This window comes from Phenylobacterium conjunctum (genome assembly GCF_042679085.1).
Taxonomy (GTDB): domain Bacteria; phylum Pseudomonadota; class Alphaproteobacteria; order Caulobacterales; family Caulobacteraceae; genus Phenylobacterium; species Phenylobacterium conjunctum.
Map to the genome: position 1 here is coordinate 1 of NZ_JBHTLQ010000054.1, position 21,550 is coordinate 21,550.

Sequence of the window (21,550 nt, forward strand, 5' to 3'; positions counted from 1 at the left end):
GGCGCGGGACTGCTGGGCCTCCAGCATGTCCACCCGCTGGGCCAGGCGTTCGACTTCGGCGGAGGCCGGGGCGGCGTCGGCGGGGATGGGGCGTTCGCGCGGCGGGGCCTGGGCCAGGGCCGGTGCTGTGGGCGCCGGTTGGGTGGCGGTCTCGGCGGGGGCGCCGGTCCTGGGCGCGGTGACGAACAGGCGCGGGCCGAACTTCAACAGGCCCAGCAGGGCCAGGATCACCAGCACCGACACTGCGACCCCGGTCCAGAACCCGCGCCCGATCAGCCGCTGGCGCCCGAGATCGGCGGGATCGCGCGGGCCCAGCAGGTCGGGCGGGTCGGGCTGAGGGCTCATCTGGCCAGATCTTCCTCGGAGGCCGGGCAGGCGCCCGGCGCACGGTCGATCAGGTTAAGCAGCGCAGCTTCTAGAGGGAAGGGGGCGAAGGCGCGATGGGCGAGGTCAATCTCGGCCAGAGGCTTCAGCACATTGCGCGATAGCCCCAGCACCGAGAGCTCCGGCATGGGGTGGCGGGCCAGGAGGGCGGCCAGGGCCTCCGCCGCCTTGGGCGAGTGCAGGAGGGCGATCTCGACCCCTTCGAGCTCAGCCAGCTCGGCCGGACCGAAGGCGGCCGGGGCGGTGTCATACAGCGGCAGGCTGCGCGCCTCGACCCCCTGCTCGGCCAGCATGCCCACCAGGTCGCCGGCCGGCTCAGCGGCGCCGGGATGCAGGACTACGCCGGCGATCTCCCGCCGGCGCCCTGAAATCCCCTCGGCCAGGGCTTCGACGTCGCCGTCGGCGGACAGGACCTGGCGGAAGCCCGCCGCCTTGGCGGCCTTGGCGGTGGCGGCGCCGACGGCGAAAACCTTCAAGGCTCGCACCGGCGACAGGGCGGTGAAGGCGCGCACCCCATTGGCGCTGGTGAAAGCCAGGGCGCCCACCCCGGACAGGTCCGGTTCCGCGCCCAAGACCGGCTGAACGGCCAGGAGGGGCGCCACCACCGGCCTGTGGCCCAGGGCGCGCACCCGCTCGGCGGTCGCGTCGGCGCCGGGCTGGGCGCGGGTGATCCAGATCTTCCGTCCGGTGTCGTTCATGCCCCGAGCCTGACCCCAGAACGGGTACAAATCAATCGATGAAGCTTGGCCGTCAGTCGTGCAGGGCCAGCAGGTCGCCGCCCTCTTCCAGGATGGCCTTGCCCAGCTCCAGACCCAGGGCGCGAGCCTGGGCCTCGCGGTCGGCGCCGGCGCCGAACACCGTCTCGGCCTCGCGGCGGAAGCGGTGGCGGCCATCGGGCGACAGGGCCTCGACGATCAGGCTGATCGAGGTGTCCGACAAACGGGCGTGCGCGCCGATGGCGGTCTTGCACGAGCCTTCCAGGGCCGCGAGCGCGCCGCGTTCAGCGGCGATGGCGATCATGGTCGGCGCATGGCGCACGGCGGCCAGCCAGGGCGCGTCGATGTCCTTGGTGCGGGTCTGGATGGCCAGGGCGCCCTGGCCCGGGGCCGGCGGAACCGCCACCGGATCGATCAGGCTCTTGGGCAGGTGACCGAGGCCCAGGCGCTTCAGGCCGGACAGGGCCAGCAGGATGGCGTCGGCCTCGCCGGCCTCCAGCTTGGCCAGCCGGGTGTCGACATTGCCGCGCAGCATCTGGACGTCCAGGTCCGGGCGCCGGTGCAGGCTCTGGGCCTGGCGGCGCAGCGAGGCGGTGCCCAGGCGCGCGCCCTGGGGCAGGTCCTCCAGACGCTCGACCTTCAGGCTCAGGAAGGCGTCGCGGGGATCTTCGCGCTCGGGGATGGCCGACAGCGACAGGCCCTCCGGGCATTCCGCCGGCATGTCCTTCAGGGAGTGGATGGCGCAGTCGATGCGGCCCTCCAGCATCGCCTCCTCGATTTCCTTGGTGAACAGGCCCTTGCCGCCGATCTCCAGCAGGCGGCGGTCCTGGACGCGGTCGCCGGTGGTGGTGATGACGATCAGCGGGGCGACCTTCTCGGCGTCCTCCGGCGGAGCGCCCAGGGCGGCGGCGATACGACGCTGCATCATCCCGGCCTGGGCCAGGGAGAGCTTGGAGCCACGGGCCCCGATCCGGACAAGCGGTTGCGTGGGCACGGCGGGACGGCTACCTCGACCAAGTTCAAACCTGACCCGCCTGCTACAGGAGGGCGCGGAGACCCGCAACCGAATGCCCCATCTTCCGCCCGACCTGCCAGGCGACCTCACCGTCCTGGGGCTTGAGACCAGCTGCGACGAGACCGCGGCCTCGGTCGTGCGCCTGAAGGCGTCCGGCGCGGTCGAGGTGCTGTCCTCGGTGGTGGGTTCGCAGATCGCCGCCCACGCCCCCTATGGCGGGGTGGTGCCGGAAATCGCCGCCCGCGCCCATGTGGAATCCATCGACGGCATTGCGGCCGAGGCCATGCGCGCAGCGGGGGTCAGCTATGGCGACCTGTCAGGCGTCGCCGCCACCGCCGGGCCCGGCCTGGTGGGCGGGGTGATGGTGGGCCTGGCCTTCGGCAAGGCGGTGGCGCTCGCCCGCGGCCTGCCCCTGGTGGCGGTGAACCACCTGGAGGGCCATGCGGTCTCGGCCCGGCTGGCCGCTGACATTCCCTATCCCTTCCTGCTGCTGCTGGTCTCCGGCGGTCACTGCCAGCTGCTGGCGGTGGAGGGGGTGGGCCAGTGCCGGCGCCTGGGCTCGACCATCGACGACGCGGCCGGCGAGGCCTTCGACAAGATCGCCAAGACCCTGGGCCTGCCCTATCCCGGCGGCCCGGCCCTGGAGAAGCTGGCGGCCACCGGTGATCCCGCAGGCTACACCCTGCCCCGCGCCCTGCTGGGCCGCGACGGCTACGACTTTTCCTTCTCGGGCCTGAAGACCGCCGCCGCGCGGCTGGCGGAAGGGGTTACGACGGAGACGGAGCGCGCCAACCTGGCCGCCGCCGTCCAGGCCGCCATCGCCCGCCAGCTGTCAGAACGCACCGAGAAGGCCATGGACGCCTATGCCCGCGCCCGGGAGGGCCAGCCCTTACGCTTCGTGGTGGCTGGCGGGGTGGCCGCCAATGGCGCCGTGCGCGCGGCCCTGACCCGGATCGCCACCGAGCGGGGCTTTTCCTTCGACGCCCCGCCGCTGGCCTACTGCACCGACAACGCCGCCATGATCGCGCTGGCCGGCGCCGAGCGCCTGGCCCGGGGCATGACAGATCGGCTGGATGCGCCGGCCCGGCCCCGCTGGCCCCTGGACGCAGAGGCCGCGGCGGCCAATCCCACCCACCTGGCCGGCCGCAAGGGAGCCAAGGCATGACCGCGAACCTGACCCATGCCGGCGTGATCGGCGGCGGCGCCTGGGGCACGGCGCTGGCCCAGGTCTGCGCCCGCGCCGGCCTGTCCGTGACCCTGTGGGCCCGCGAGGCCGAGGTGGTCGAGACGGTCAACGCCAGCCACGAGAACACCCTGTTCCTGAGCGGCGTGGCTCTGGATCCCCGTATCACCGCCACCGACCAGATGGCCGACCTTGGGGCTTGCGATCTGATCCTGGCCGTGGCCCCGGCCCAACACCTGCGTTCCGTCCTGACCAGCCTGGCCGCTGTCGCCCGTCCCGGCCTGCCGGTGGTGCTCTGCGCCAAGGGGGTGGAACAGGGCTCGCTGAAGCTGATGACCGAGGTGGCCGCCGAAGCCATTCCGCAGGCGCAGATCGCCGTGCTGTCCGGGCCGAGCTTTGCGGGCGAGGTGGCGTCCGGCCTGCCCACCGCCGTGACCTTGGCCTGCGCCGACGAGGCCCTGGGCCGCGCCCTGGCCGAGACCCTGGCGACCCCGACCTTCAGGCCCTACCTGGCCGACGACCTGCTGGGGGCCGAGATCGGCGGGGCGGTGAAGAACGTGCTGGCCATCGCCTGCGGCATCGTCGAGGGCCGGGGCCTGGGTCGCAGCGCCCACGCCGCCCTGATCACCCGCGGCTTCGCGGAGATGACCCGCATGGCCGTGGCGCTGGGCGGCCGGCCCGAGACCGTCGCCGGCCTGTGCGGCCTGGGCGACCTGGTGCTCACCTGCTCCAGCCCGCAGTCGCGCAATATGAGCGTCGGCCTGGCCCTGGGTCTGGGCCAGACCCTGGAGGCGGCCCTGTCCGGCAAGCTGTCTGTGGCCGAGGGCGTGGCGTCCGCGCCCGCCGTCCGCGCCCTGGCCGCCAAGCTGGGCGTCGAGGCGCCGATCTGCGAGGCCGTCGCCGCCATCCTGGCCGGGGAGGTTGAGGTGGACGCCGCCATCGCCGGCCTGCTGTCGCGCCCCCTGAAATCTGAGTCCTGAGAAAGAGATACGCCGATGCCGCTCTTCGTTCTGGTCTGCAAGGACAAGCCGCAGTCCCTGGACTTGCGTATGGCCACCCGTGAGGAGCACCTGGCCTATGCCCGTGGCCAGATGGACAAGATGAAGCTGGGCGGGCCGATCCTGGACGACAAAGGTGACATGGCCGGCTCGATCATCGTGCTGGACGTGGCCGACATCGCCGAGGCCCGCGCCTTTACGGAGAACGATCCCTACTCCAAGGCCGGCCTGTTCGGGTCGGTGGACATCCTGCCGTTCAAGGCGACCCTGGGTCAGCTGGGGTGAAGCCGCCCGAGGCCGACAATCCCGCCCGGCCGCCGGCCGGGGTGAGGCTCTGCGCCCTGGCCGAACTGGCCGACCCGGGCGCGCGCGGGTTCCGGTTCCGGGTCGAGCGGGCGATGTTCGCCGGCTTCATCGTCCGCGAGGGCTTCACGGTGCGAGGCTGGGTGGACTCGTGCCCGCACAACAACTGGCCGCTCAGCGTGATGGACGACCGCTATCTGACGCGGGAGGGCGACCGGATCATCTGCGCCGCCCACGGGGCGCTGTTCCGGCTCGACGGCCTGTGCGTCGCCGGCCCCTGCGCTGACGACCGCCTGACGCCCTGGCCGGTGGCGGTGGTGGGCGGCGAGGTGGTGACGGCCTGATCAAGCGGCCCAGGGCGCCTCTGACTCTTCCTTAACTCGCCGCGCTTAAGCCTGTCGGGGTCTGATCCCGGAAGGAGACCCCCTTGGCTGACGCGCTGCGCAATCTTGCGACGATCAATGGCCGGTTCGCGCCGACCTTCGCCAAGACCATGCTGGCCACGCCGCGGGCCGCCGGTGAGGCCGAGGCCTTCGCCGCCCACTGCCAGGCGATGGGCTTTGAGTTCACCACCGACTGGGCGGACAACAACATCCCCTTCGTCGCCCCCCTGCTGCGCGAGTTCGCGAAGCCGCGCGGCCAGATCCGCTATCTCGAGATCGGCGCCTATGAGGGCAAGAACCTGGCCTTCATGGACTGGCTGCTGCCGGCCCGCCTGGACGTCACGGTCATCGACCCCTGGTTCGACGAAGCCCTGAACCCGGAAGAGAAGTACCACGCGGTCGAGCCGCGCTTTCAGCGCAACACGGCCAAGCTCAACTTCGACAACCTGACCACCCGCAAGGGCTTCTCCACCTACGAGCTGCCCAAGATGCTGGAGGCCGGCGAGGCCTTCGACCTGATCTATGTGGACGGCTCACACACCGCCTGGGCTGTGGGCGTCGACCTGGCGTTTTGCGCTGCGATGCTGAAAATCGGCGGCATGATGGTGCTGGACGACTACTGGCACCATGAGAGCGAGATCGGCGGTCCCGGTGTGAAACAGGCGTTGGACCGGTTCCACGCAGTCTTCCGCGAGTATTTCGAGGTGACGTCGGTTTACCGCCAGGTGGCGCTGACCAAGACCAAAGAAATCCCGCGCTAAGCCGACCCTCGCGTAAAGCCAAGCTGTTGGCGTCCCACTCTGGCGCACCTTAGGGCTGGCCCGCTTCGTGCAGCGGGCGAGTCGCTGCGACTCCCCCGCAGTTAACGAAATGTGAAAAATCCGGGTGGCCGCCCCCGCCTTTTGGGCGTATGGGGTCGCCGTCGGGTTGTGTGTGCGCTGCGAAGAGCTGAGGCGTTTGTCCGTGCTGAACCTGGTTCGTTCCGTTCTGAATCACCTCCGTGACGCCGCATGGCGGCGCGACGCCGTCCACCTGGTGGGCGTCGAGCTGGGCGTGCTGGCGGCCCTGACCGCCTCCCTGGCCTTCGCCGGCGCGCCTGGCCCCAAGGACGCCGCCATCGCAAAGGTGACCCGCGGCGAGATGTCGGCCGAGGCTTTCGCGCGCCTGACCGCGGGCATGGACCCGGCCATGCTGGCCCTGGCCGGCCGCTTCGACAGCCGCACCGCCGCTTTCGCCGCTCAGGGCGCGCAGTTGACGGAGGCCGCCGACGCTGGCGCCCCGCCGGAAGAGACCGGCATCCTGCGCCTGCAGGACATGACCCCGGATGAGGCGCGGATCTGGAACGCCAACAATCCCACCTCGACCCTGCCCAATCCGCCGGCCAAGCCCTTCCACCTGAAGACCAGCGGCATGCTGGACGAGGCCCGCGCCCTGGATTGCATGACCGCGGCCCTCTACTACGAGGCCCGCTGGGAAAGCGTCGACGGCCAGCGCGCCGTCGCCCAGGTGGTGCTGAACCGCCTGCGTCACCCGGCCTATCCGAAGACCGTCTGCGGCGTGGTGTTCGAGGGCTCGAACCTGAAGACCGGCTGCCAGTTCAGCTTCACCTGTGACGGCTCGATGCGCGGCCAGCCGATCCCGGCCGTCTGGGCCCGCGCCCGGACCTTGGCCGAGGCGGCGCTGAACGGCTATGTCATGCGCAAGGTCGGCACCGCCACCCACTATCACGCCGTCTATGTGGCCCCCTATTGGAGCCCCAACCTGGTCAAGGTCTCGACCATCGGCGCGCACATCTTCTATCGCTGGACCGGCAGCTGGGGCCGGCCCCCCGCCTTCTCCGGCCGCTATGAGGGCGGCGAGGTCGCGGGCATGCAGATCGCGGCCCTGGACAAGGTCGCCGGCCAGGCCCGCCTGGACGCCGCCCCGGTGGCGGAGGTCGGCTCCGAAGCGCCGGCGATGGTGCTGGCCGCCGCCGACCACGCCGGCAAGCCGGCCGACGCGCACGCCTCCGACGCCCCGGCGCCCGAGCCGCTCAAGACCGTCAATGACGTCGCGCCCAAGGCCGAGGTTGTTCCGGCCGAGGAGCTCGACTGGGCCGGCCGACCGAAAAGGGCCACGCCGCGCCTGGCCATGCCCTCGCAGCCGTTCTGACGGTCTTAAGGTGCGGGGCGGTTAGCCCCGCGCCGGGAACGGCTCGGCCGAGAAGGCGGCGACTTCTTCCAACAGGCCCTGGGCCGCCAGGGCGACCAGCTCACCGCCCTTTTCCGGGGTGGCCTGGGCCGGGTCGGAGCCCATGCGGCCATCGGGATAGCGCGCGCGGAAGTCGACAGCTTCGCGGATCGGGCCGGTGGGCGCGATCTGGGGCGCGTAGTCGGCGGTCTTGATGCTGTCCGGATAGGCCCATTGGGTCACCGCGATCTCAGACGGGGTCGCGTGGCTGCCGTGGCCAGTGGGGAACTGGCGGTTGGCCAGGGAATTCACCCCGCGAAGCTCCCACCAGTTGCGCAGCTTCAGCGCAAAGCCGCGCTCTTCCTTGCGGAAGCTGGCCTCGGCGTAGAGCTCGGAGAAGGCGGCCTCCACTGTGGCGACGTTGCCGCCGTGGCCGTTCAGAAAATAGATCTTCTCGAACCCGTGCGCGCCCAGCGACCGGCACCAGTCGCCGATGGCGGCGATGAAGGTCGAGGGGCGCAGCGAGATGGTGCCCGGAAAGCCCAGGTGATGTTGGGCCATGCCGATGTTGAAGGTGGGCGCTACGAGGATGTCGCCGCTCTTCTGGGCCTCGTGAGCGATAATCTCCGGGCACAGCCAGTCCGTGCCGAGCAGGCCGGTGGGCCCATGTTGCTCGTTGGAGCCGATGGGCACGACCACCGTCTTCGACCGCTGAAGATAGGCCTCGATCTCGGCCCAGGTGGACAGGTGCAGCAGCATGGCGGACTCCGTGGGGATGAGGGGCCGAACTTACTGGCCCACGCGACTGGGTGAAAGCGACAGATAGCCCAGCACCGCCCGGGTCAGCCGCATCGACAGACCGTCCGCCGCCCCGCGTTCAAGGGCGGCGTCGATCATGCCCCGGGACATGTGCAGGATATCCAGCGCCGCCTCGTGGTCCCCCAGGCGCCGCTCGACCAGGAAGGCGGCCAGGATGTCCGACACCCGGCGGTCGCGGCCGCGGGCCTCGGCTTGCAGGCCCAGCCGCTCCTCCTCCAGGTCCAGCAGGCGGGCCAGGCGCGGCCGTGCGGCCTGGTGGGCCACGGCGGTCTCGGCGATGGTGAACACCGCGCCGGCCAGGCTCTTGGAGCGGGCGGTGCGCAGAGCCGCCTCCAGGGCGCGGGCGAAGGCCTGGGACTCCCGCCGGATCAGGGCCGCCATGACCGCGTCCTTGCCAGGGAAGTACTGGTAGAGCGAGCCGACGCTGACCCCGGCCTGGCGGGCGATGGCGTTGGTGTTGAACGCCTCCAGTCCCTCGCGCTCCAGAATGCGAGCCGCCGCCTCGATGATCGCCTCCACCGTCGCCTCGGCGCGGGCCTGGCGGGGGGTCTTGCGCGGGGTGATGGGGTCGTCGTCGCGCACCGGGAATGCGAGTCCTGAACATGAGTCTAAGCTCATATTGTCGGGGGGCGTCTGATCGCACAACCCCGATGGAGTCTCTCCCATGCGCCAAACCCCGCCCTTCACGATCTTTATGCTGCTGCGCTCCAGTCCCACCTGGCTGGCCCTCGACCGGGCGGCGCGGGCCGCCTTCGTGGAGACCCAGGTCCGTCCGATCTTTTCGGCGCGGCCGGAGGTCACGATGCGCTACTTCGACGCCGAAGCCTTTCACGGCCGGTGCACCGACCTGATGGTGTTCGAGACCGCCGACCTGATCGCCTACAACCACCTGATCGAGGCTCTGCGCGACACCGACCTGCTGGGCGGCGTCCCCTATTTCGAGGTCCTCGATGTCATCCCCTCGCTGGAGGATGGCTGGAAGGCCTATGAGGCGCAGTTGGCGCAGCCTGCGACGGTCGGTGCGGATGCGGCGGCCTGAACGTCATCTCTGGTGTCGATTCCGTAGGGTCGGCGGTTGCGCACCCGGCCCCCTTCCGCATAACTCCCGGTCAAAGCGAAGAGGGAGTGCGTGCGGTGAGCGAGGGTGAGATCTTCCCGGTTCCCGAGGCCTGGGCCAAGCGGGCCCATATGGACGCAGCGGCCTATGAGGCGGCGGTCAAGCGGGTCGAGGACGACCCGGAAGGCTATTGGCGCGATCTCGCCAAGCGCCTGGACTGGATGACCTTCCCGACCCAGATCAAGGACACCTCGTTCCACAAGCATCCCTTCCACATCCGCTGGTACGCCGACGGGGTGCTGAACGTCTCGGTGAACTGCCTGGACCGCCATCTCGCCGAGCGCGGCGACCAGGTGGCGATCATCTGGGAAAGCGACGAAGGCGACATCTCGGACAACTTCACCTACCGCCGGCTCTATGAAGAGACCTGCCGGATGGCCAATGTCCTGAAGGCCAAGGGGGTCAAGAAGGGCGACCGGGTCACCATCTACCTGCCGATGATCCCGCAGACGGCGATCGCCATGCTGGCCTGCGCCCGGATCGGCGCGGTCCACTCGGTGATCTTCGGCGGCTTCTCGCCGGACTCCATCGCCGGCCGGATCCAGGACTGCGACAGCCGCATCGTCATCACCGCCGACGAAGGCCTGCGTGGCGGCAAGGCGATCCCGCTGAAGCGCAATGTCGACGAGGCGCTGGAACAGTGCCCGGACGTCACCGACGTCATCGTCATCAAGCGCACCAAGGCCGACGTGCCGATGAAGGCCGGCCGCGACGCCTTCTACGCCGACCTGAAGCAGGGGGTGGAGGCGACCTGCGAGCCCGAGCCGATGAACGCCGAGGATCCGCTGTTCATCCTCTACACCTCCGGCTCGACCGGGAAGCCCAAGGGCGTGCTGCATACGACCGGCGGCTATCTGGTCTGGGCCAGCCACACCCATGAGCTGGTGTTCGACTACCGTCCCGGTGAGGTCTTCTGGTGCACGGCCGATGTGGGCTGGGTCACGGGCCATTCCTATGTGGTCTACGGCCCCCTCGCCAACGCCGCCACCAGCGTGATGTTCGAGGGCGTGCCCAACTATCCGACCACCTCGCGGTTCTGGGAGGTGATCGACAAGCACAAGGTCGAGATCTTCTACACCGCCCCCACCGCCATCCGTTCGCTGATGCGCGAAGGCGACGAGCCGGTGAAGAAAACCTCTCGCTCGACCCTGCGCCTGCTGGGCTCGGTGGGCGAGCCGATCAATCCGGAAGCCTGGCTCTGGTACCACCGCGTGGTGGGCGACAGCCGCTGCCCGGTGGTCGACACCTACTGGCAGACCGAGACCGGCGCCTGCCTGGCCACGCCCCTGCCGGGCGCCACGGCCATGAAGCCGGGCTCCTGCGCCAAGCCGCTGCCGGGCATCAAGTTTGAGCTGGTGGACGCCGAGGGCAAGCCTCTGCACGGGGCGACCAGTGGGAATCTGGTGATCACCGACAGCTGGCCGGGCCAGATGCGCACGGTCTATGGCGACCATGAGCGCTTCTTCAACACCTACTTCTCGACCTATGGCGGCAAGTACTTCACCGGCGACGGCTGCCGCCGGGATGAGGACGGCTACTACTGGATCACCGGCCGCGTGGACGATGTGATCAACGTCTCCGGTCACCGCCTGGGCACCGCCGAGATCGAGAGCGCCCTGGTCGGCAACGAGAATGTCGCTGAGGCCGCCGTGGTCGGCTATCCGCACGACGTGAAGGGCCAGGGGGTTTACTGCTTCGTGACCCTGAAGGCCGACGTGACGCCGACCGACATCCTGCAGGCCGAGCTCAAGGGCTGGGTGCGTCGGGAAATCGGGCCGTTCGCGGCCCCGGACGTGGTGCAGTTCGCGCCGGGCCTGCCCAAGACCCGCTCGGGCAAGATCATGCGCCGCATCCTGCGCAAGATCGCCGAGAACGACCTGTCCAACCTGGGCGACACCTCGACCCTGGCCGATCCGGCGGTGGTCGATGACCTGGTGAAGAACCGGGGCGGCTGATCCGGCATGACGCCTGACCTGCCGCCGGCGCTTCGGGCCGCCGCCGAGCGCCTGATGCAGGGCGTCTCCCGCGCTGGCCTCGCCGAGCGGGCGGGCGAGATCAGCCGCGCCTATCGCGGACGGCAGGGCTCGGCCGGGGTGGTCAAGGACCAGGCGGGCGCGACGGCCTATGTCCTGGCCCGGCTGCCGGCCACCTACGCCGCCTGCGCCCGGGCCTTCGATGAGGTGGCCCAGAGGGCGCCTGGCTTTGCGCCGAACACCCTGCTCGATGCGGGCGCGGGTCCCGGCGGCGCCGGCTGGGCGGCGCTGGAGACCTGGCCGGAGATCTCAGGCGCTGTCCTGCTGGATTCCAACCGCGCCTTCCTGGAGATGGCCGGCCGGCTGGCCGAGGACGGCCCCGACCCCCTGACCGGCGCCGAGCGGCGGATCGGCGACCTGGCAGCGCCCAAGGATTGGCCCAGCGCCGACCTGGTGGTGGCGAGCTACGCCCTGGCCGAGATCGCCGCGGCGCGCCAGGCCGAGACGATCGGCGGGCTATGGGCGGCGACCACCGGGGTCCTGATCCTTGTGGAGCCTGGCACGCCCGACGGCTTCGCCCGCCTGCGCGCGGCCCGTGACCTGCTGATCGGCGAGGGCGCGGCGATCTTGGCGCCCTGTCCGCACGCCCAGGCCTGTCCCCTGGTGGAGCCGGACTGGTGCCATTTCGTCCAGCGCCTGCCCCGCAGCCGCGACCACCGCCTGGCCAAGGGCGCCGACGCCCCCTTCGAGGATGAGAAGTTCATCTACCTGGCCGTGGCGCGGCCGGGCGTGACGCTCGAGCCCGCCACCCCGCGCGTGCTCGCCCCGCCCAGGATCCAGAAGCCGGCGATCACGCTCAAGCTCTGCACGCCGGAGGGCGCGGTTGAGATGCGCGAGATCGCCAAGCGGGACAAGGCGGCGTTCGCGAGCGTCCGGCGTCTCGACTGGGGTGACAGCCTTCCTCTTCCCGCAGGCGGGGCGAGCGAAGGCGGCGGTGCTGGGGACTAGCCCCGAGCCTCGACACGGGCCATGGTGCCCGCCGCTCCGGACCGCATTTCCCGGACGATCCTTTTCCAGCGCCTTCCAGGGGAGTTTCCCATGCCGCTCAGCCGTGAAATCCATCTTGTCGACCGCCCCAAGGGGATGCCCGAGCCTGAGCACTTCGCGATGGTGGAGACCCAGGTCGGCGACGCGCCGGACGGCGGCGTGCTGGTCCAGAACCTCTACATGTCTGTGGACCCGGCCATGCGTCCGCGCCTGACCGCTGGCCAGGAGCTGAACGAGGCCATGATGGGCGGGGCCCTGGGCCGCGTGGTGCAGTCCAAGTCCGACGCCTTTAAGGTCGGCGACCTGGTCTCCAACCGCCTGGGCTTCCGGGAATACTTCACCTCGGACGGTAAGGGCCTGACCAAGCTGGCGGCCGATCCGGAGCTGCCGGTGACCGTGCATATGCATGCGCTCGGCATGACCGGCTTCACAGCTTACGGCGGCCTCCTGGACATCGGCAAGCTGAAGGACGGCGAGCAGGTGTTCGTCTCCACCGCCGCCGGCGCGGTGGGCTCGGTCGCCGCCCAGATCGCCAAGATCAAGGGCTGCTACGTCGTCGGCTCCACCGGCGCGGCGGACAAGGCCGACTGGCTGCGCAACGAGGTCGGGCTGGACGCGGTGATCAACTACAAGGAGACGCCGATCCGCGAGGCGGTCGAGGCCGCGACGCCCAAGGGCATCGATGTCTATTTCGACAATGTCGGCGGCGACCACCTGGAAGCCGCCCTGCGGCGGATGAATACGCTGGGTCGCATCCCGGTCTGCGGCTTCATCTCCGGCTACAATTCCGGCCGCTCGGCGGTCTCGAACCTGTCCAACATCATCTATTCGCGGGTGATGCTCCGCGGCTTCGTCGGCACCGATTTCATGCACCTCTATGGCGACTTCCAGCGCGACATGGCCGGCTGGCTGAAGGAGGGCAAGATGAAGTACCAGGAGACCATCCTGGACGGCATCGCCAATGCGCCCAACGCGCTGATCGGGCTGATGCAGGGGGTCAACTCCGGCAAGATGCTGGTCAAGCTGGCCGACTAGGCCGCAAGCGGCGCGCGGATGACGGTTCGGTAAGCTTTCCTGGGCGACAGCGGGTGATAGGCTTTCACGCCCTGTCGCCCTTCCGGGAAGTCCGCATGTTCCGTCACACCCTGCGCGCCGCCGCCTTCGGCCTGGCGCTCTGCGTCGCCCAGCCTGTCCTCGCCGCGGACAAGGTCCCGCCGATCGCCTACACCCAGCGGACCCTGGCCAATGGCATGACGGTGATCGCCTCGCGCGATCCCTCGACGCCCAATGTGACCGTGCAGATGTGGTACGGGGTCGGGTCCAAGGACGACCCCGTCGGCCGCTCGGGCTTCGCTCACCTGTTCGAGCACCTGATGTTCAAGGCCACCCGGGACCTGCCGGCCGAGAGCGTCGACCGGATGACCGAGGACGTGGGCGGCGTGAACAACGCCTCGACCTATGACGACTTCACCAACTACTACGAGGTCGCCCCGGCCAACCACCTGGAGCGGCTGATCTGGATGGAGAGCCAGCGGCTCGGCCATCTCGTGGTGGATGAGACGAACTTCAAGTCCGAGCGCGACGTGGTGAAGGAGGAGCTGCGCCAGCGGGTCCTCGCCGATCCCTATGGCCGCCTGTTCGCCCTCTACCTGCCCAAGGCGACCTACCAGCTTCACCCCTACAAGCGCCCCGGCATCGGCTCCATTGAGGAGCTGGACGCCGCCACCATCGACGACGTGCGCGCCTTCCACCACGCCTACTACCGGCCGGACAATGTGGCCCTGGTGGTGGTGGGCAATTTCGAGCCCGCCCAGCTGAACGCCTGGGTGGACAAGTACCTGGCCCCCCTGACCAATCCGAGCGCCCCGGTGACGCGGGTGACCGCGGTCGAGCCGCCCCGCGCCAAGGCCGGCGTCTATACCGGCTATGGCCCCAATGTGCCCCTGCCGGCGGTGGTGATGACCTGGCTGGGGGCCAGCGCGGCGGACCCGGACGCGCCGGCCCTGACCGTGCTGGACGCCATCCTGTCCTCGGGCAAGTCGTCCCGGCTCTACAACGCGCTGGTCTATGACCAGCAGATCGCCGCGGAGATCTATTCCAGCGCCGACCTGCCGCAACAGCCGGGCATGTTCGTGGTCGGCGCCATCATGTCCCAGGGCAAGACGGTCGAGGCGGGCGAGACCGCCCTGCTGGCCGAGGTCGCCCGCCTGCGCGCCACCCCGCCCACCGCCGCCGAGCTGTCCGAGGCCAAGAACGAGCTGGTGGCCGGCAAGCTGCGCGAACGCGAGACCATCGACGGCCGTGGCTTTGCGCTCGGCTACGCCCTGCGCACAGAGGGCGACGCGGCCCGCGCCAACAGCGAGCTTCAGGCCCTGCAGGCCGTCACCGCTGACGACGTGCAGCGGGTGGCGAAGAAGTATCTCGACCCTGAGCGGCGGATGACCATCCGCTACCTGTCCGAAAGCGAGCGGCCCAAGGGTGAGGCTCTGCCTGAGGACAAGCCGCCGGTGGTGGCCAGCGTGAAGTATGACGGCCCGGTCAGCGAGCTACGGCCCGAGGGCCAGCGCGAGGCCCCGCCGCCCATCGGCGCCGCCGTGTCGCCCAACCTGCCGAAGCCGGCGAAGAAGACCCTGGCCAATGGCCTGCGGGTCATCGTCGCCAAGTCCTCCGACCTGCCCCTGGTCTCGGCCTCGATGAGCCTGAAGGCCGGCGCCTGGGCCGACCCGCAAGGGCTGGCCGGCGCGGCCAATATGACGGCCGGGATGCTGACCGAGGGCACCAAGACCCGCAGCTCGCCCGAAATCGCCCAGGCCACCGAGGCCCTGGGCGCAACCCTGGGCTCCGGCGGCGGCCAGGATGCGGCCCAGGTCAGCCTGAACGTCATGCCGGGACGCCTGGCCGAGGCCATGGCGATCATGGCCGACGTGGTCATGAACCCGGCCTTCGCCAAGGATGAGCTGGACCGCCAGAAGAGCCAGACCCTGGACGGCCTGTCGGTCGCCTTCCAGCAGCCCGGCCAGCTGGCGAGCTTCGCCACTTCGCCGGCGATCTATGCCGGCACGCCCTTCGGCCATGTGGCCGGCGGCACCCCGGCCTCGGTCGCCAAGCTGACCGAAGCCGACCTGAAAGCGATCCACGCCGCCTACTACCGGCCGGACAACGCCATCCTGATCCTGACCGGGGACATCACGCCGGAGGCCGGCTTCGCCCTGGCGGAGAAGGCCTTCGGCGGGTGGGCCAAGCCCTCGACGCCGGCGCCGGACCAGCCGGCGATCACGCCCAAGGCGGCGCCGCGCGCCATCGTCATCGACCTGCCTGGAACCGGCCAGGCGGCGGTGACCGTGGCCAAGCTGGGCATCCCGCGCAGCGCCCCGGACTACTATCCGGGCGTGGTGGCCAACACCGTCCTGGGCGGCGGCTACTCCGCCCGCCTGAACCAGGAGATCCGCATCAAGCGCGGCCTGTCCTACGGGGCCTCGTCCTCCCTGGCGCCCCGCCGGACCACCGGCCTGTTCCGCGCCGCGGCCCAGACCAAGAACGAGTCCGCGCCTCAGGTGCTGGACCTGATCACCACCGAGATGGGCAAGCTGGCCGCCGAGCCGGCGAGCGCCGAGGAGCTGAAGGCGCGCAAGTCGGTGCTGATCGGCGGCTTCGGGCGCAGCATCGAGACCACCGATGGCCTGGCCGGCATCCTGGGCAACCTGGCCCTCTACGGCCTGCCGATGAGCGAGTTCAACGCTTACACCGCCAAGGTGGACGCGGTGACCCCCGACCAGGTCCTGACCTTCGCCAAGGCCCACCTGGACCCGGCGGGCGTGACGGTGATCATCGCCGGCGACGCCAAGGCCTTCGCCGAACCCCTGAAGGCCAAGCTGCCGAACCTGGAGGTGATCCCGGCGGCGGAGCTGGATCTCGATAAGGCGAGCTTGCGGAAATAGCGGCGGGCTGTCGCAGATCCCCCGGATGTCATCCCGGAAAGCCGCGAAGCGGCTTGTCCGGGACCCATACGCGCGGGGTTTGCAGGACAGATCGTTGTCTATGGGTCCCGGCTTTCGCTGACGCGAAAGCCGGGATGACACAGCTTTGCGCCGGCCCGCTGGGCCAGCGCGTCGCTGTTAGTGCCGGAACACCCGCACGCCGGTGAAGGCCATGGTGACGCCAGCTTCGTCGGCGGCGGCGATGACCTCGGCGTCGCGGATCGAGCCGCCGGGCTGGATCACCGCGGTGGCGCCGGCTTCGGCCGCCTGGATCAGGCCGTCGGCGAAGGGGAAGAAGGCTTCCGAGGCGCAGGCCGAACCCTGGGCGAGGCTCACCGGCAGGCCGGCGGTCTCGGCGGCTTCGGCCGCGCGGATGGCGGCGATGCGGGCGCTGTCGCGGCGGTTCATCTGGCCGGCGCCGATGCCGGCGGTCTGGCCGTCCTTGGCGAAGACGATGGCGTTGGATTTCACATGCTTGGCCACGGTGAAGGCGAACAGCATGTCGCGCACCTCGGTGTCGGTGGGCTGGCGCTTGGTGACGATCTTCAGGTCGGCTGGCGTGAGGCGCGAATTGTCCCGGCTCTGGACCAGGAAGCCGCCCGCCACCTGCTTGAAGAGGTCGCCCTTGGCGGTCGCGTCCGGCATGCCGCCAGTGATCAGGAGGCGCAGGTCCTTCTTCTTGGCGAAGAGGGCGATGGCTTCCTCATCGGCCTCGGGGGCGACGACGACCTCGGTGAAGATCTTGATCATCTCGCGGGCGGCGTCGGCGGTCAGGCGCTGGTTGACGGCGACGATGCCGCCGAAGGCTGATACGGGATCGCACTGCAGGGCGCGCTCGTAAGCCGTCTTCAGGTCGCCGCCGAGGGCCACGCCGCAGGGATTGGCGTGCTTGATGATGGCGACGGCGGCGCCGGCCTTCGGGTCAAACTCGGCCACCAGCTCAATGGCGGCGTCGGTGTCGGCGATATTGTTGTAGGACAGGGCCTTGCCCTGCAGCTGGCGGGCGGTGGCGACGCCGATGCGGGGGTTCTCTTCCCGATAGAAGCTCGCCGACTGGTGCGGATTCTCGCCATAACGCATCGTCTGGACCAGGGCGCCGGCGAAGGCGCGGCGCCGCGGGGCCTCGTCGCCCAGCGACTTGGCGAACCAGGTGGAGATGGCGGCGTCATAGGCCGCGGTGCGGGCATAGGCGCGGGCGGCCAGGCGCTTGCGAAGCGCCAGGTCCGTGGTCCCGTCGGCCTTCAGGGCGTCGAGCACTTCCTGGACGTCGGCCAGTTCGGTGCAGACACAGACATATCCGTGGTTCTTGGCCGCCGAACGGATCATGGCCGGGCCGCCGATGTCGATGTTCTCGACGCAGGTCTCGAAGTCCCCGCCCTTCGCGACGGTCGCCTCGAAGGGGTAGAGATTCACATAGACCAGGTCGATGCCGCCGATGCCGTGCTCAGCCATGGCCTTGGCGTGTTCCGGCGCGTCGCGCACCGACAGCAGGCCGCCGTGGACGATGGGATGCAGGGTCTTCACCCGGCCGTCCATCATCTCCGGGAAGCCGGTCAGCTCGCTGATGTCCTTCACCGCCAGGCCGGCGTCGGCGATGGCCGCACGGGTGCCGCCGGTGGAGACCAGCTCGACGCCCATCTCGGCCAGGGTCTTGGCCGCCTCGATCAGGCCGGTCTTGTCGGAAACCGAGATCAGGGCGCGTTTGATGGGCGCGCGGTCGGCGGGGGGCGGGAAGTCGGGGGCGGCGGGCACGCGAGGCGTCTCCTGTGATGTGAACACGAAGATGCCCAGGCGAGCGGCGCTATGAGATCCGCGCTCCCCGGTGGTCGCCCACCTTGATTTCGCCAGTCACGCGGATGGTCGGGCTTTAGGCGCGAAGGCCTGAAAGGTCAATGTGGCGGCGGCCAGGCTTCGGCGGCGGCGAGTTTCCAGCGCAGGCGGGCGCCGGCGTCGGCGCGGGCGTGGCCGCGCAGCACCACCTGGTGGCAGCGGCGCGGCTGGCCATCCTCAAAGTGGACAGAGGTCTCGATGGCCACCTCCTGGGCGTCGTTGCGCAGCCACCAGCCGGTCTCGTCGCCCTCGGCCCGCAGCAGCACGCTCTTGCCGTCGCGGGCCAGGCTGGCGCGGACGTCCGGATGGATCTGGAAGCGCACCGCATAGGGGAAGAACCGGCGCTGGCCTTCGGCGGCCGCGGTGTCGCCCATGGGGGTCAGCCGGTCCTCGCCGCGCAGCTCGTCGGCGGCCAGGTCCAGGAACAGCCGCCGCTCGTGGCGCAGGCGGAAGGCCTTGGCCCAGCCCTCGTGGGACAGTTCCAGCCAGACCCCGCCATCGGTCTCCTGGCGGCGGTGCTCCACCGCGGCGTAGGCGCCGGCCAGGCGGGGGCCAAGGGCTGCGGCCAGCAGGCCGCGCACCGGCTCGCCGCAGGTTCCATCGGCCAGGGACAGGGTGGAGGCGGCGTCGGCCAGGCGCAGGGCCTGGGGCCCCAGGGCGTCCGGCGACCAGGCGCACGCGCCGATCATCCGCTTGCCCTTGGCCAGGATTTCCAGGGCCAGGGGCTGGGCGCAGGCGGTCAGGCTCCAGGGTCCCTCGGCCGGGGCGGCGGCGTCGGCCACCACCTGCAGGCTGCGGCTCTCCAGGCGCTGGAAGCCGTTGCGGCCGGCCGGCGGGCGGCCCGTCTCGCCCTCACTGGCGCGGGCGGCGGCCACATAGGCCCGTGAGCGCGCCTCGCCGCCCTGCAGGCCGGGCAGGCCGCCATCGGCCAGGGTGAAGAACCGCACGGCGCCGGCCAGCCGGTCCATGGCCCGCATCATCTCGTCGGGGCCTGCGACCCCGCGCTGGACCAGGGCCTCATCCAGGGTCTGGAGGTCGAACAACAGCTCCAAGGCCGCCGCCGGACAGCGGGAGGCGTGGCCGCCATCGGCCTGGACCGTGTGGGGCAGGGCCTGCTCCAGGCGCACCAGCCCCCGGTCCATCAGCTGTTCCCCCGCCTCCCCAGCCAGGGCGGCGCCGGCCAGGGCCACGGCGAGGGCGCGCTCGGCCGCATGGGTCGGGGGCTCCAGGTCACCCAGCAGGCAGCGCGCCTGGCGGGCGAGGTCTTGGGCCACCTGGTCGCGCTCAACGTCGCTGGCCGTGGCGCAGATCACATGCGCCGCGCAGGCCAGGTTGAACACCCGCCGCTCCAGGATCTCCGGGCTCCAGGAAAAGCTGTTCCAGCGGCCGAACACCCGGCTCCAGTCCAGGGTCAGGCGCAGGCCCTCGGTGGCCCCCACCGAGCCGCAGGCCAACAGGTCGCCCATCCAGTCCAGGCCGTGCAGCACCTGGGCGAACTTGCGCGAGGGGCTGGGCCGATCCCAGGGATCGCCGCGGGTTCCGGTCTCCAGGGCGACGCCGCCGAACTCGAACCGGCCGGCCAGGATCTGGCGGCCGATCTCCAGGTTGGGCGGGCGAGGATCGCGGGGTCGGGCCGCCAGGCCGTGCGGCCGGGGCCGGGCGATCCGCCAGCGGTGCATCGGGCTGCCAGTCCATTCCCGGCGCAGCTGTTTGCGCGCGCCCTCAGCCAGGGCCAGCGCGAAGAGGCCCCCGGGCAGGCGCGTCAAAGCCGCAAGCCCGTCCGCCATGGCTGGATCCTAGCCGCCGCGCAGGGCGGCGATGTTGGCGGCGTAGGCGCTGGGGCCGCCCTTGAACACCGCGGTCCCGGCCACCAGGGCCGTGGCCCCGGCCTGCAGGCACAGGGGCGCGGTCTCGGGCGTGACGCCGCCGTCCACCTCCAGCGGGATGTCGCGGCCGGTGGCGTCGATCATCTCGCGCAGCTTCTCGATCTTGGCGAGCTGGGAGCGCATGAACTTCTGGCCGCCGAAGCCGGGATTGATCGACATGACCAGGATCAGGTCGATCTCGTCCATCATCCACTCGATCACCGAGGGCGAGGTCGAGGGGTTGAACACCACTCCGGCCTTGCAGCCCATCTGGCGGATCAGCTTCAGGGTCCGGTTCAGGTGCGGCCCGGATTCCGGATGGACGCTGATGATGTCGGCGCCGGCCTGGGCGAAGGCCTCAATGTAGGGATCCACCGGCGCGATCATCAGGTGCACGTCGAAGGGGATCTTCACGTGCGGCTTCAAGGCTTTGACGATGTCGGGGCCAAGGGTGATGTTCGGCACGAAGTGGCCGTCCATCACGTCGATGTGCAGCCAGTCGGCGCCGGCGGCTTCAACGGCGCGGGCTTCTTCGCCCAGGCGGGAGAAGTCGGCGGCCAGGATGGACGGCGCGATGATCGGGGAGGCGGGCATGTCCTGGGATTACCGGGGCGCGCCGCCTGGGCCAACCCCCTATTGCGGCGTTCGGCGGAAACGCACGGCGTAGAAGCCGTCGCCGCCCCCGGCGCGGTGCTGCGGCAGCAACCGCAGCGCGCCGTCCGGCGTCAGGCTCGCCTCGGGGGCGCCGGCCTCGCCCGGCAGGGCCGGTTCGATTCTGAACTCCGGATGGCGGGCCAGGAAGCCGGTGGTCTGGGCCTCGCCCTCCTCGGGCTCAAGGGAGCAGACGCAATAGACCAGCCGCCCGCCAGGGGCGACCTTGGCGGCGGCGGCGTCCAGCATGCGGGCCTGGACCCCGGCCAGGGCGGCGATGTCGCCGGGCTTGGCGGCCCACAGCACATCCGGATTGCGCCGGAAGGTGCCGGTGGCCGAGCAGGGGGCGTCCAGCAGCACCGCCTCGAAGCGGCGCGGATCCTCCCAGGTCGCGGCGTCGGCGGTGATGATCTCGGCGGCGAGGCCGGTGCGCTCGAGATTCTCCTTCAGCCGTTCCAGCCGGGCGGCGGAGCGGTCGAGGGCGGTGACGCTGGCGCCGGTGGCGGCCAGCTGGAGGGTCTTGCCGCCGGGGGCGGCGCAGAGGTCAAGCGCGGTCTGGCCGGGTTGGGCGTCCAGCAGGCGAGCCGGGACGGCGGCGTTGGCGTCCTGCACCCACCAGGTCCCGTCATCGAAGCCGGGCCAGGCCGAGACATCGCCGCGTTTGGCGGTCCGGAGGGTCCCGCCGGCCAGGCTCTCGGCCTCCAGCACGCCCGCCAAGGTGGGATCGGCCGCCTTCAGGCTGAGATCAGTGGCCGGCTCGGTGGCGATCACGGCGGCGATGGCGCGGGCCGTGTCCTCGCCATAGGCGGCGCGCCAGCGGGCGAACAGCCAGGACGGCGCCAGGGCCTCGGGATCAGCCAGGTTCGGCGGCTCATGGGTCAGCTTGCGCAGCACGGCGTTGACCAGGCCCTTGAACGGTCGTGTCGCCGCGGAAGCGGCGGCCAGGTCGACGCTGGCGGCCACGGCGGCGTAGGCCGGCGCGCCCATGGCGAAGGCCAGGGCGGCGCCCAGGCGCAGGGTGTTCTTCACCGCCTCGGGCGGCGGCTTGGCCAGTCGCGCCTCCAGGGCCCGGTCGATGGGCCCCAGGTGACGCAGGGCGGCCAGGGTCAGGGCGCGGGCG

19 protein-coding genes, 1 pseudogene and 1 riboswitch are annotated in these 21,550 nt (G+C 70.7%); of the genes and pseudogenes, 11 read left to right on the plus strand and 9 right to left on the minus strand.

Annotation, left to right across the window (positions count from 1 at the left end; translation table 11 throughout):
- The 3 genes and pseudogenes from ACFQ27_RS17405 to hemC form a co-directional block, all read right to left on the minus strand.
- Window positions 1-345: pseudogene (locus ACFQ27_RS17405) on the minus strand (hypothetical protein); the annotation flags it as partial.
- Complete coding sequence (locus ACFQ27_RS17410) at window positions 342-1,082, minus strand: uroporphyrinogen-III synthase (protein ID WP_377354478.1); 741 nt, start codon at window positions 1,080-1,082, stop codon at window positions 342-344. The gene ACFQ27_RS17410 and the pseudogene ACFQ27_RS17405, both read right to left, overlap by 4 nt.
- A gap of 52 nt (window positions 1,083-1,134) precedes the next feature.
- Window positions 1,135-2,094: a hydroxymethylbilane synthase gene (gene hemC / locus ACFQ27_RS17415; RefSeq protein WP_377354479.1), complete on the minus strand. Its 960-nt coding sequence runs from the start codon at window positions 2,092-2,094 to the stop codon at window positions 1,135-1,137.
- A gap of 73 nt (window positions 2,095-2,167) precedes the next feature.
- On the opposite strand from hemC, the gene tsaD reads away from it, so the two are divergent.
- The 6 genes from tsaD (at window position 2,168) to ACFQ27_RS17445 (ending at window position 7,133) form a co-directional block, all read left to right on the plus strand.
- Window positions 2,168-3,280, plus strand: coding sequence for a tRNA (adenosine(37)-N6)-threonylcarbamoyltransferase complex transferase subunit TsaD (gene tsaD, locus ACFQ27_RS17420; RefSeq protein ID WP_377354480.1), 1,113 nt, complete (start codon window positions 2,168-2,170; stop codon window positions 3,278-3,280).
- On the plus strand, window positions 3,277-4,278 hold the full coding sequence (locus tag ACFQ27_RS17425) for an NAD(P)H-dependent glycerol-3-phosphate dehydrogenase (RefSeq protein ID WP_377354481.1): 1,002 nt from the start codon (window positions 3,277-3,279) through the stop codon (window positions 4,276-4,278). Before tsaD ends, ACFQ27_RS17425 begins: the two co-directional genes overlap by 4 nt.
- Before the next feature lie 15 nt (window positions 4,279-4,293).
- Window positions 4,294-4,581, plus strand: coding sequence for a YciI family protein (locus ACFQ27_RS17430; RefSeq protein WP_374344050.1), 288 nt, complete (start codon window positions 4,294-4,296; stop codon window positions 4,579-4,581).
- On the plus strand, window positions 4,578-4,943 hold the full coding sequence (locus ACFQ27_RS17435) for a Rieske (2Fe-2S) protein (RefSeq protein WP_377354482.1): 366 nt from the start codon (window positions 4,578-4,580) through the stop codon (window positions 4,941-4,943). The genes ACFQ27_RS17430 and ACFQ27_RS17435 overlap by 4 nt, the downstream gene beginning before the upstream one ends.
- Before the next feature lie 83 nt (window positions 4,944-5,026).
- The gene (locus ACFQ27_RS17440) at window positions 5,027-5,743 is read left to right on the plus strand and encodes a class I SAM-dependent methyltransferase (RefSeq protein WP_377354483.1); all 717 of its coding nucleotides are present in this window, start codon (window positions 5,027-5,029) and stop codon (window positions 5,741-5,743) included.
- Window positions 5,744-5,945: 202 nt separating this feature from the next.
- Window positions 5,946-7,133 (plus strand): cell wall hydrolase, encoded by a 1,188-nt coding sequence (locus ACFQ27_RS17445; protein WP_377354484.1) that lies wholly within the window; start codon window positions 5,946-5,948, stop codon window positions 7,131-7,133.
- A gap of 21 nt (window positions 7,134-7,154) precedes the next feature.
- On the opposite strand, the gene ACFQ27_RS17450 is transcribed toward ACFQ27_RS17445, so the two are convergent.
- Both ACFQ27_RS17450 and ACFQ27_RS17455 read right to left on the minus strand, forming a co-directional pair.
- On the minus strand, window positions 7,155-7,910 hold the full coding sequence (locus tag ACFQ27_RS17450) for a creatininase family protein (RefSeq protein WP_374344059.1): 756 nt from the start codon (window positions 7,908-7,910) through the stop codon (window positions 7,155-7,157).
- Between the two features lie 30 nt (window positions 7,911-7,940).
- Entirely contained in the window at window positions 7,941-8,552 is a 612-nt protein-coding gene (locus ACFQ27_RS17455) for a TetR/AcrR family transcriptional regulator (RefSeq protein ID WP_374344061.1), read from the minus strand.
- A gap of 82 nt (window positions 8,553-8,634) precedes the next feature.
- Here ACFQ27_RS17455 and ACFQ27_RS17460 point away from each other — a divergent pair, with 82 nt between their 5' ends.
- The 5 genes from ACFQ27_RS17460 to ACFQ27_RS17480 all read left to right on the plus strand — a co-directional run bounded on the left by ACFQ27_RS17460 (window position 8,635) and on the right by ACFQ27_RS17480 (window position 16,045).
- The gene (locus ACFQ27_RS17460) at window positions 8,635-9,009 is read left to right on the plus strand and encodes a darcynin family protein (protein ID WP_377354485.1); all 375 of its coding nucleotides are present in this window, start codon (window positions 8,635-8,637) and stop codon (window positions 9,007-9,009) included.
- A 149-nt stretch (window positions 9,010-9,158) separates the two neighbouring features.
- Window positions 9,159-11,042 (plus strand): acetate--CoA ligase, encoded by a 1,884-nt coding sequence (acs, locus tag ACFQ27_RS17465; RefSeq protein WP_377354492.1) that lies wholly within the window; start codon window positions 9,159-9,161, stop codon window positions 11,040-11,042.
- 6 nt (window positions 11,043-11,048) lie between these two features.
- On the plus strand, window positions 11,049-12,068 hold the full coding sequence (locus ACFQ27_RS17470) for a small ribosomal subunit Rsm22 family protein (RefSeq protein ID WP_377354486.1): 1,020 nt from the start codon (window positions 11,049-11,051) through the stop codon (window positions 12,066-12,068).
- A 90-nt stretch (window positions 12,069-12,158) separates the two neighbouring features.
- Window positions 12,159-13,142 (plus strand): NADP-dependent oxidoreductase, encoded by a 984-nt coding sequence (locus ACFQ27_RS17475; protein WP_377354487.1) that lies wholly within the window; start codon window positions 12,159-12,161, stop codon window positions 13,140-13,142.
- 95 nt (window positions 13,143-13,237) lie between these two features.
- Entirely contained in the window at window positions 13,238-16,045 is a 2,808-nt protein-coding gene (locus tag ACFQ27_RS17480; protein ID WP_377354488.1) for a M16 family metallopeptidase, read from the plus strand.
- 177 nt (window positions 16,046-16,222) lie between these two features.
- Here ACFQ27_RS17480 and purH read toward each other — a convergent pair whose 3' ends face one another.
- The 4 genes from purH to ACFQ27_RS17500 all read right to left on the minus strand — a co-directional run.
- A complete protein-coding gene (gene purH / locus ACFQ27_RS17485; protein ID WP_377354489.1) occupies window positions 16,223-17,836 on the minus strand; it encodes a bifunctional phosphoribosylaminoimidazolecarboxamide formyltransferase/IMP cyclohydrolase in 1,614 nt (537 codons plus the stop codon).
- 26 nt (window positions 17,837-17,862) lie between these two features.
- A riboswitch (ZMP/ZTP riboswitch) is annotated at window positions 17,863-17,946 on the minus strand.
- Window positions 17,947-17,973: 27 nt separating this feature from the next.
- Window positions 17,974-19,701, minus strand: coding sequence for a heparinase II/III family protein (locus ACFQ27_RS17490; RefSeq protein ID WP_377354490.1), 1,728 nt, complete (start codon window positions 19,699-19,701; stop codon window positions 17,974-17,976).
- Between the two features lie 9 nt (window positions 19,702-19,710).
- Complete coding sequence (gene rpe / locus ACFQ27_RS17495) at window positions 19,711-20,373, minus strand: ribulose-phosphate 3-epimerase (RefSeq protein WP_374344075.1); 663 nt, start codon at window positions 20,371-20,373, stop codon at window positions 19,711-19,713.
- Between the two features lie 39 nt (window positions 20,374-20,412).
- A partial coding sequence (locus ACFQ27_RS17500) for an RsmB/NOP family class I SAM-dependent RNA methyltransferase (protein ID WP_377354491.1) occupies window positions 20,413-21,550 on the minus strand: 1,138 nt, incomplete at its 5' end.

What these genes read in the sequence shown, in the direction of transcription:
- ACFQ27_RS17410 (WP_377354478.1), bottom strand. Translation starts at nt 1,082, where the DNA reads ATGAACGACACCGGACGGAAGATCTGGATCACCCGCGCCCAGCCCGGC.
- tsaD (WP_377354480.1), top strand. Translation starts at nt 2,168, where the DNA reads ATGCCCCATCTTCCGCCCGACCTGCCAGGCGACCTCACCGTCCTGGGG.
- ACFQ27_RS17425 (WP_377354481.1), top strand. Translation starts at nt 3,277, where the DNA reads ATGACCGCGAACCTGACCCATGCCGGCGTGATCGGCGGCGGCGCCTGG.
- ACFQ27_RS17430 (WP_374344050.1), top strand. Translation starts at nt 4,294, where the DNA reads ATGCCGCTCTTCGTTCTGGTCTGCAAGGACAAGCCGCAGTCCCTGGAC.
- ACFQ27_RS17450 (WP_374344059.1), bottom strand. Translation starts at nt 7,910, where the DNA reads ATGCTGCTGCACCTGTCCACCTGGGCCGAGATCGAGGCCTATCTTCAG.
- ACFQ27_RS17460 (WP_377354485.1), top strand. Translation starts at nt 8,635, where the DNA reads ATGCGCCAAACCCCGCCCTTCACGATCTTTATGCTGCTGCGCTCCAGT.
- acs (WP_377354492.1), top strand. Translation starts at nt 9,159, where the DNA reads ATGGACGCAGCGGCCTATGAGGCGGCGGTCAAGCGGGTCGAGGACGAC.
- ACFQ27_RS17470 (WP_377354486.1), top strand. Translation starts at nt 11,049, where the DNA reads ATGACGCCTGACCTGCCGCCGGCGCTTCGGGCCGCCGCCGAGCGCCTG.
- ACFQ27_RS17475 (WP_377354487.1), top strand. Translation starts at nt 12,159, where the DNA reads ATGCCGCTCAGCCGTGAAATCCATCTTGTCGACCGCCCCAAGGGGATG.
- ACFQ27_RS17480 (WP_377354488.1), top strand. Translation starts at nt 13,238, where the DNA reads ATGTTCCGTCACACCCTGCGCGCCGCCGCCTTCGGCCTGGCGCTCTGC.
- ACFQ27_RS17490 (WP_377354490.1), bottom strand. Translation starts at nt 19,701, where the DNA reads ATGGCGGACGGGCTTGCGGCTTTGACGCGCCTGCCCGGGGGCCTCTTC.
- rpe (WP_374344075.1), bottom strand. Translation starts at nt 20,373, where the DNA reads ATGCCCGCCTCCCCGATCATCGCGCCGTCCATCCTGGCCGCCGACTTC.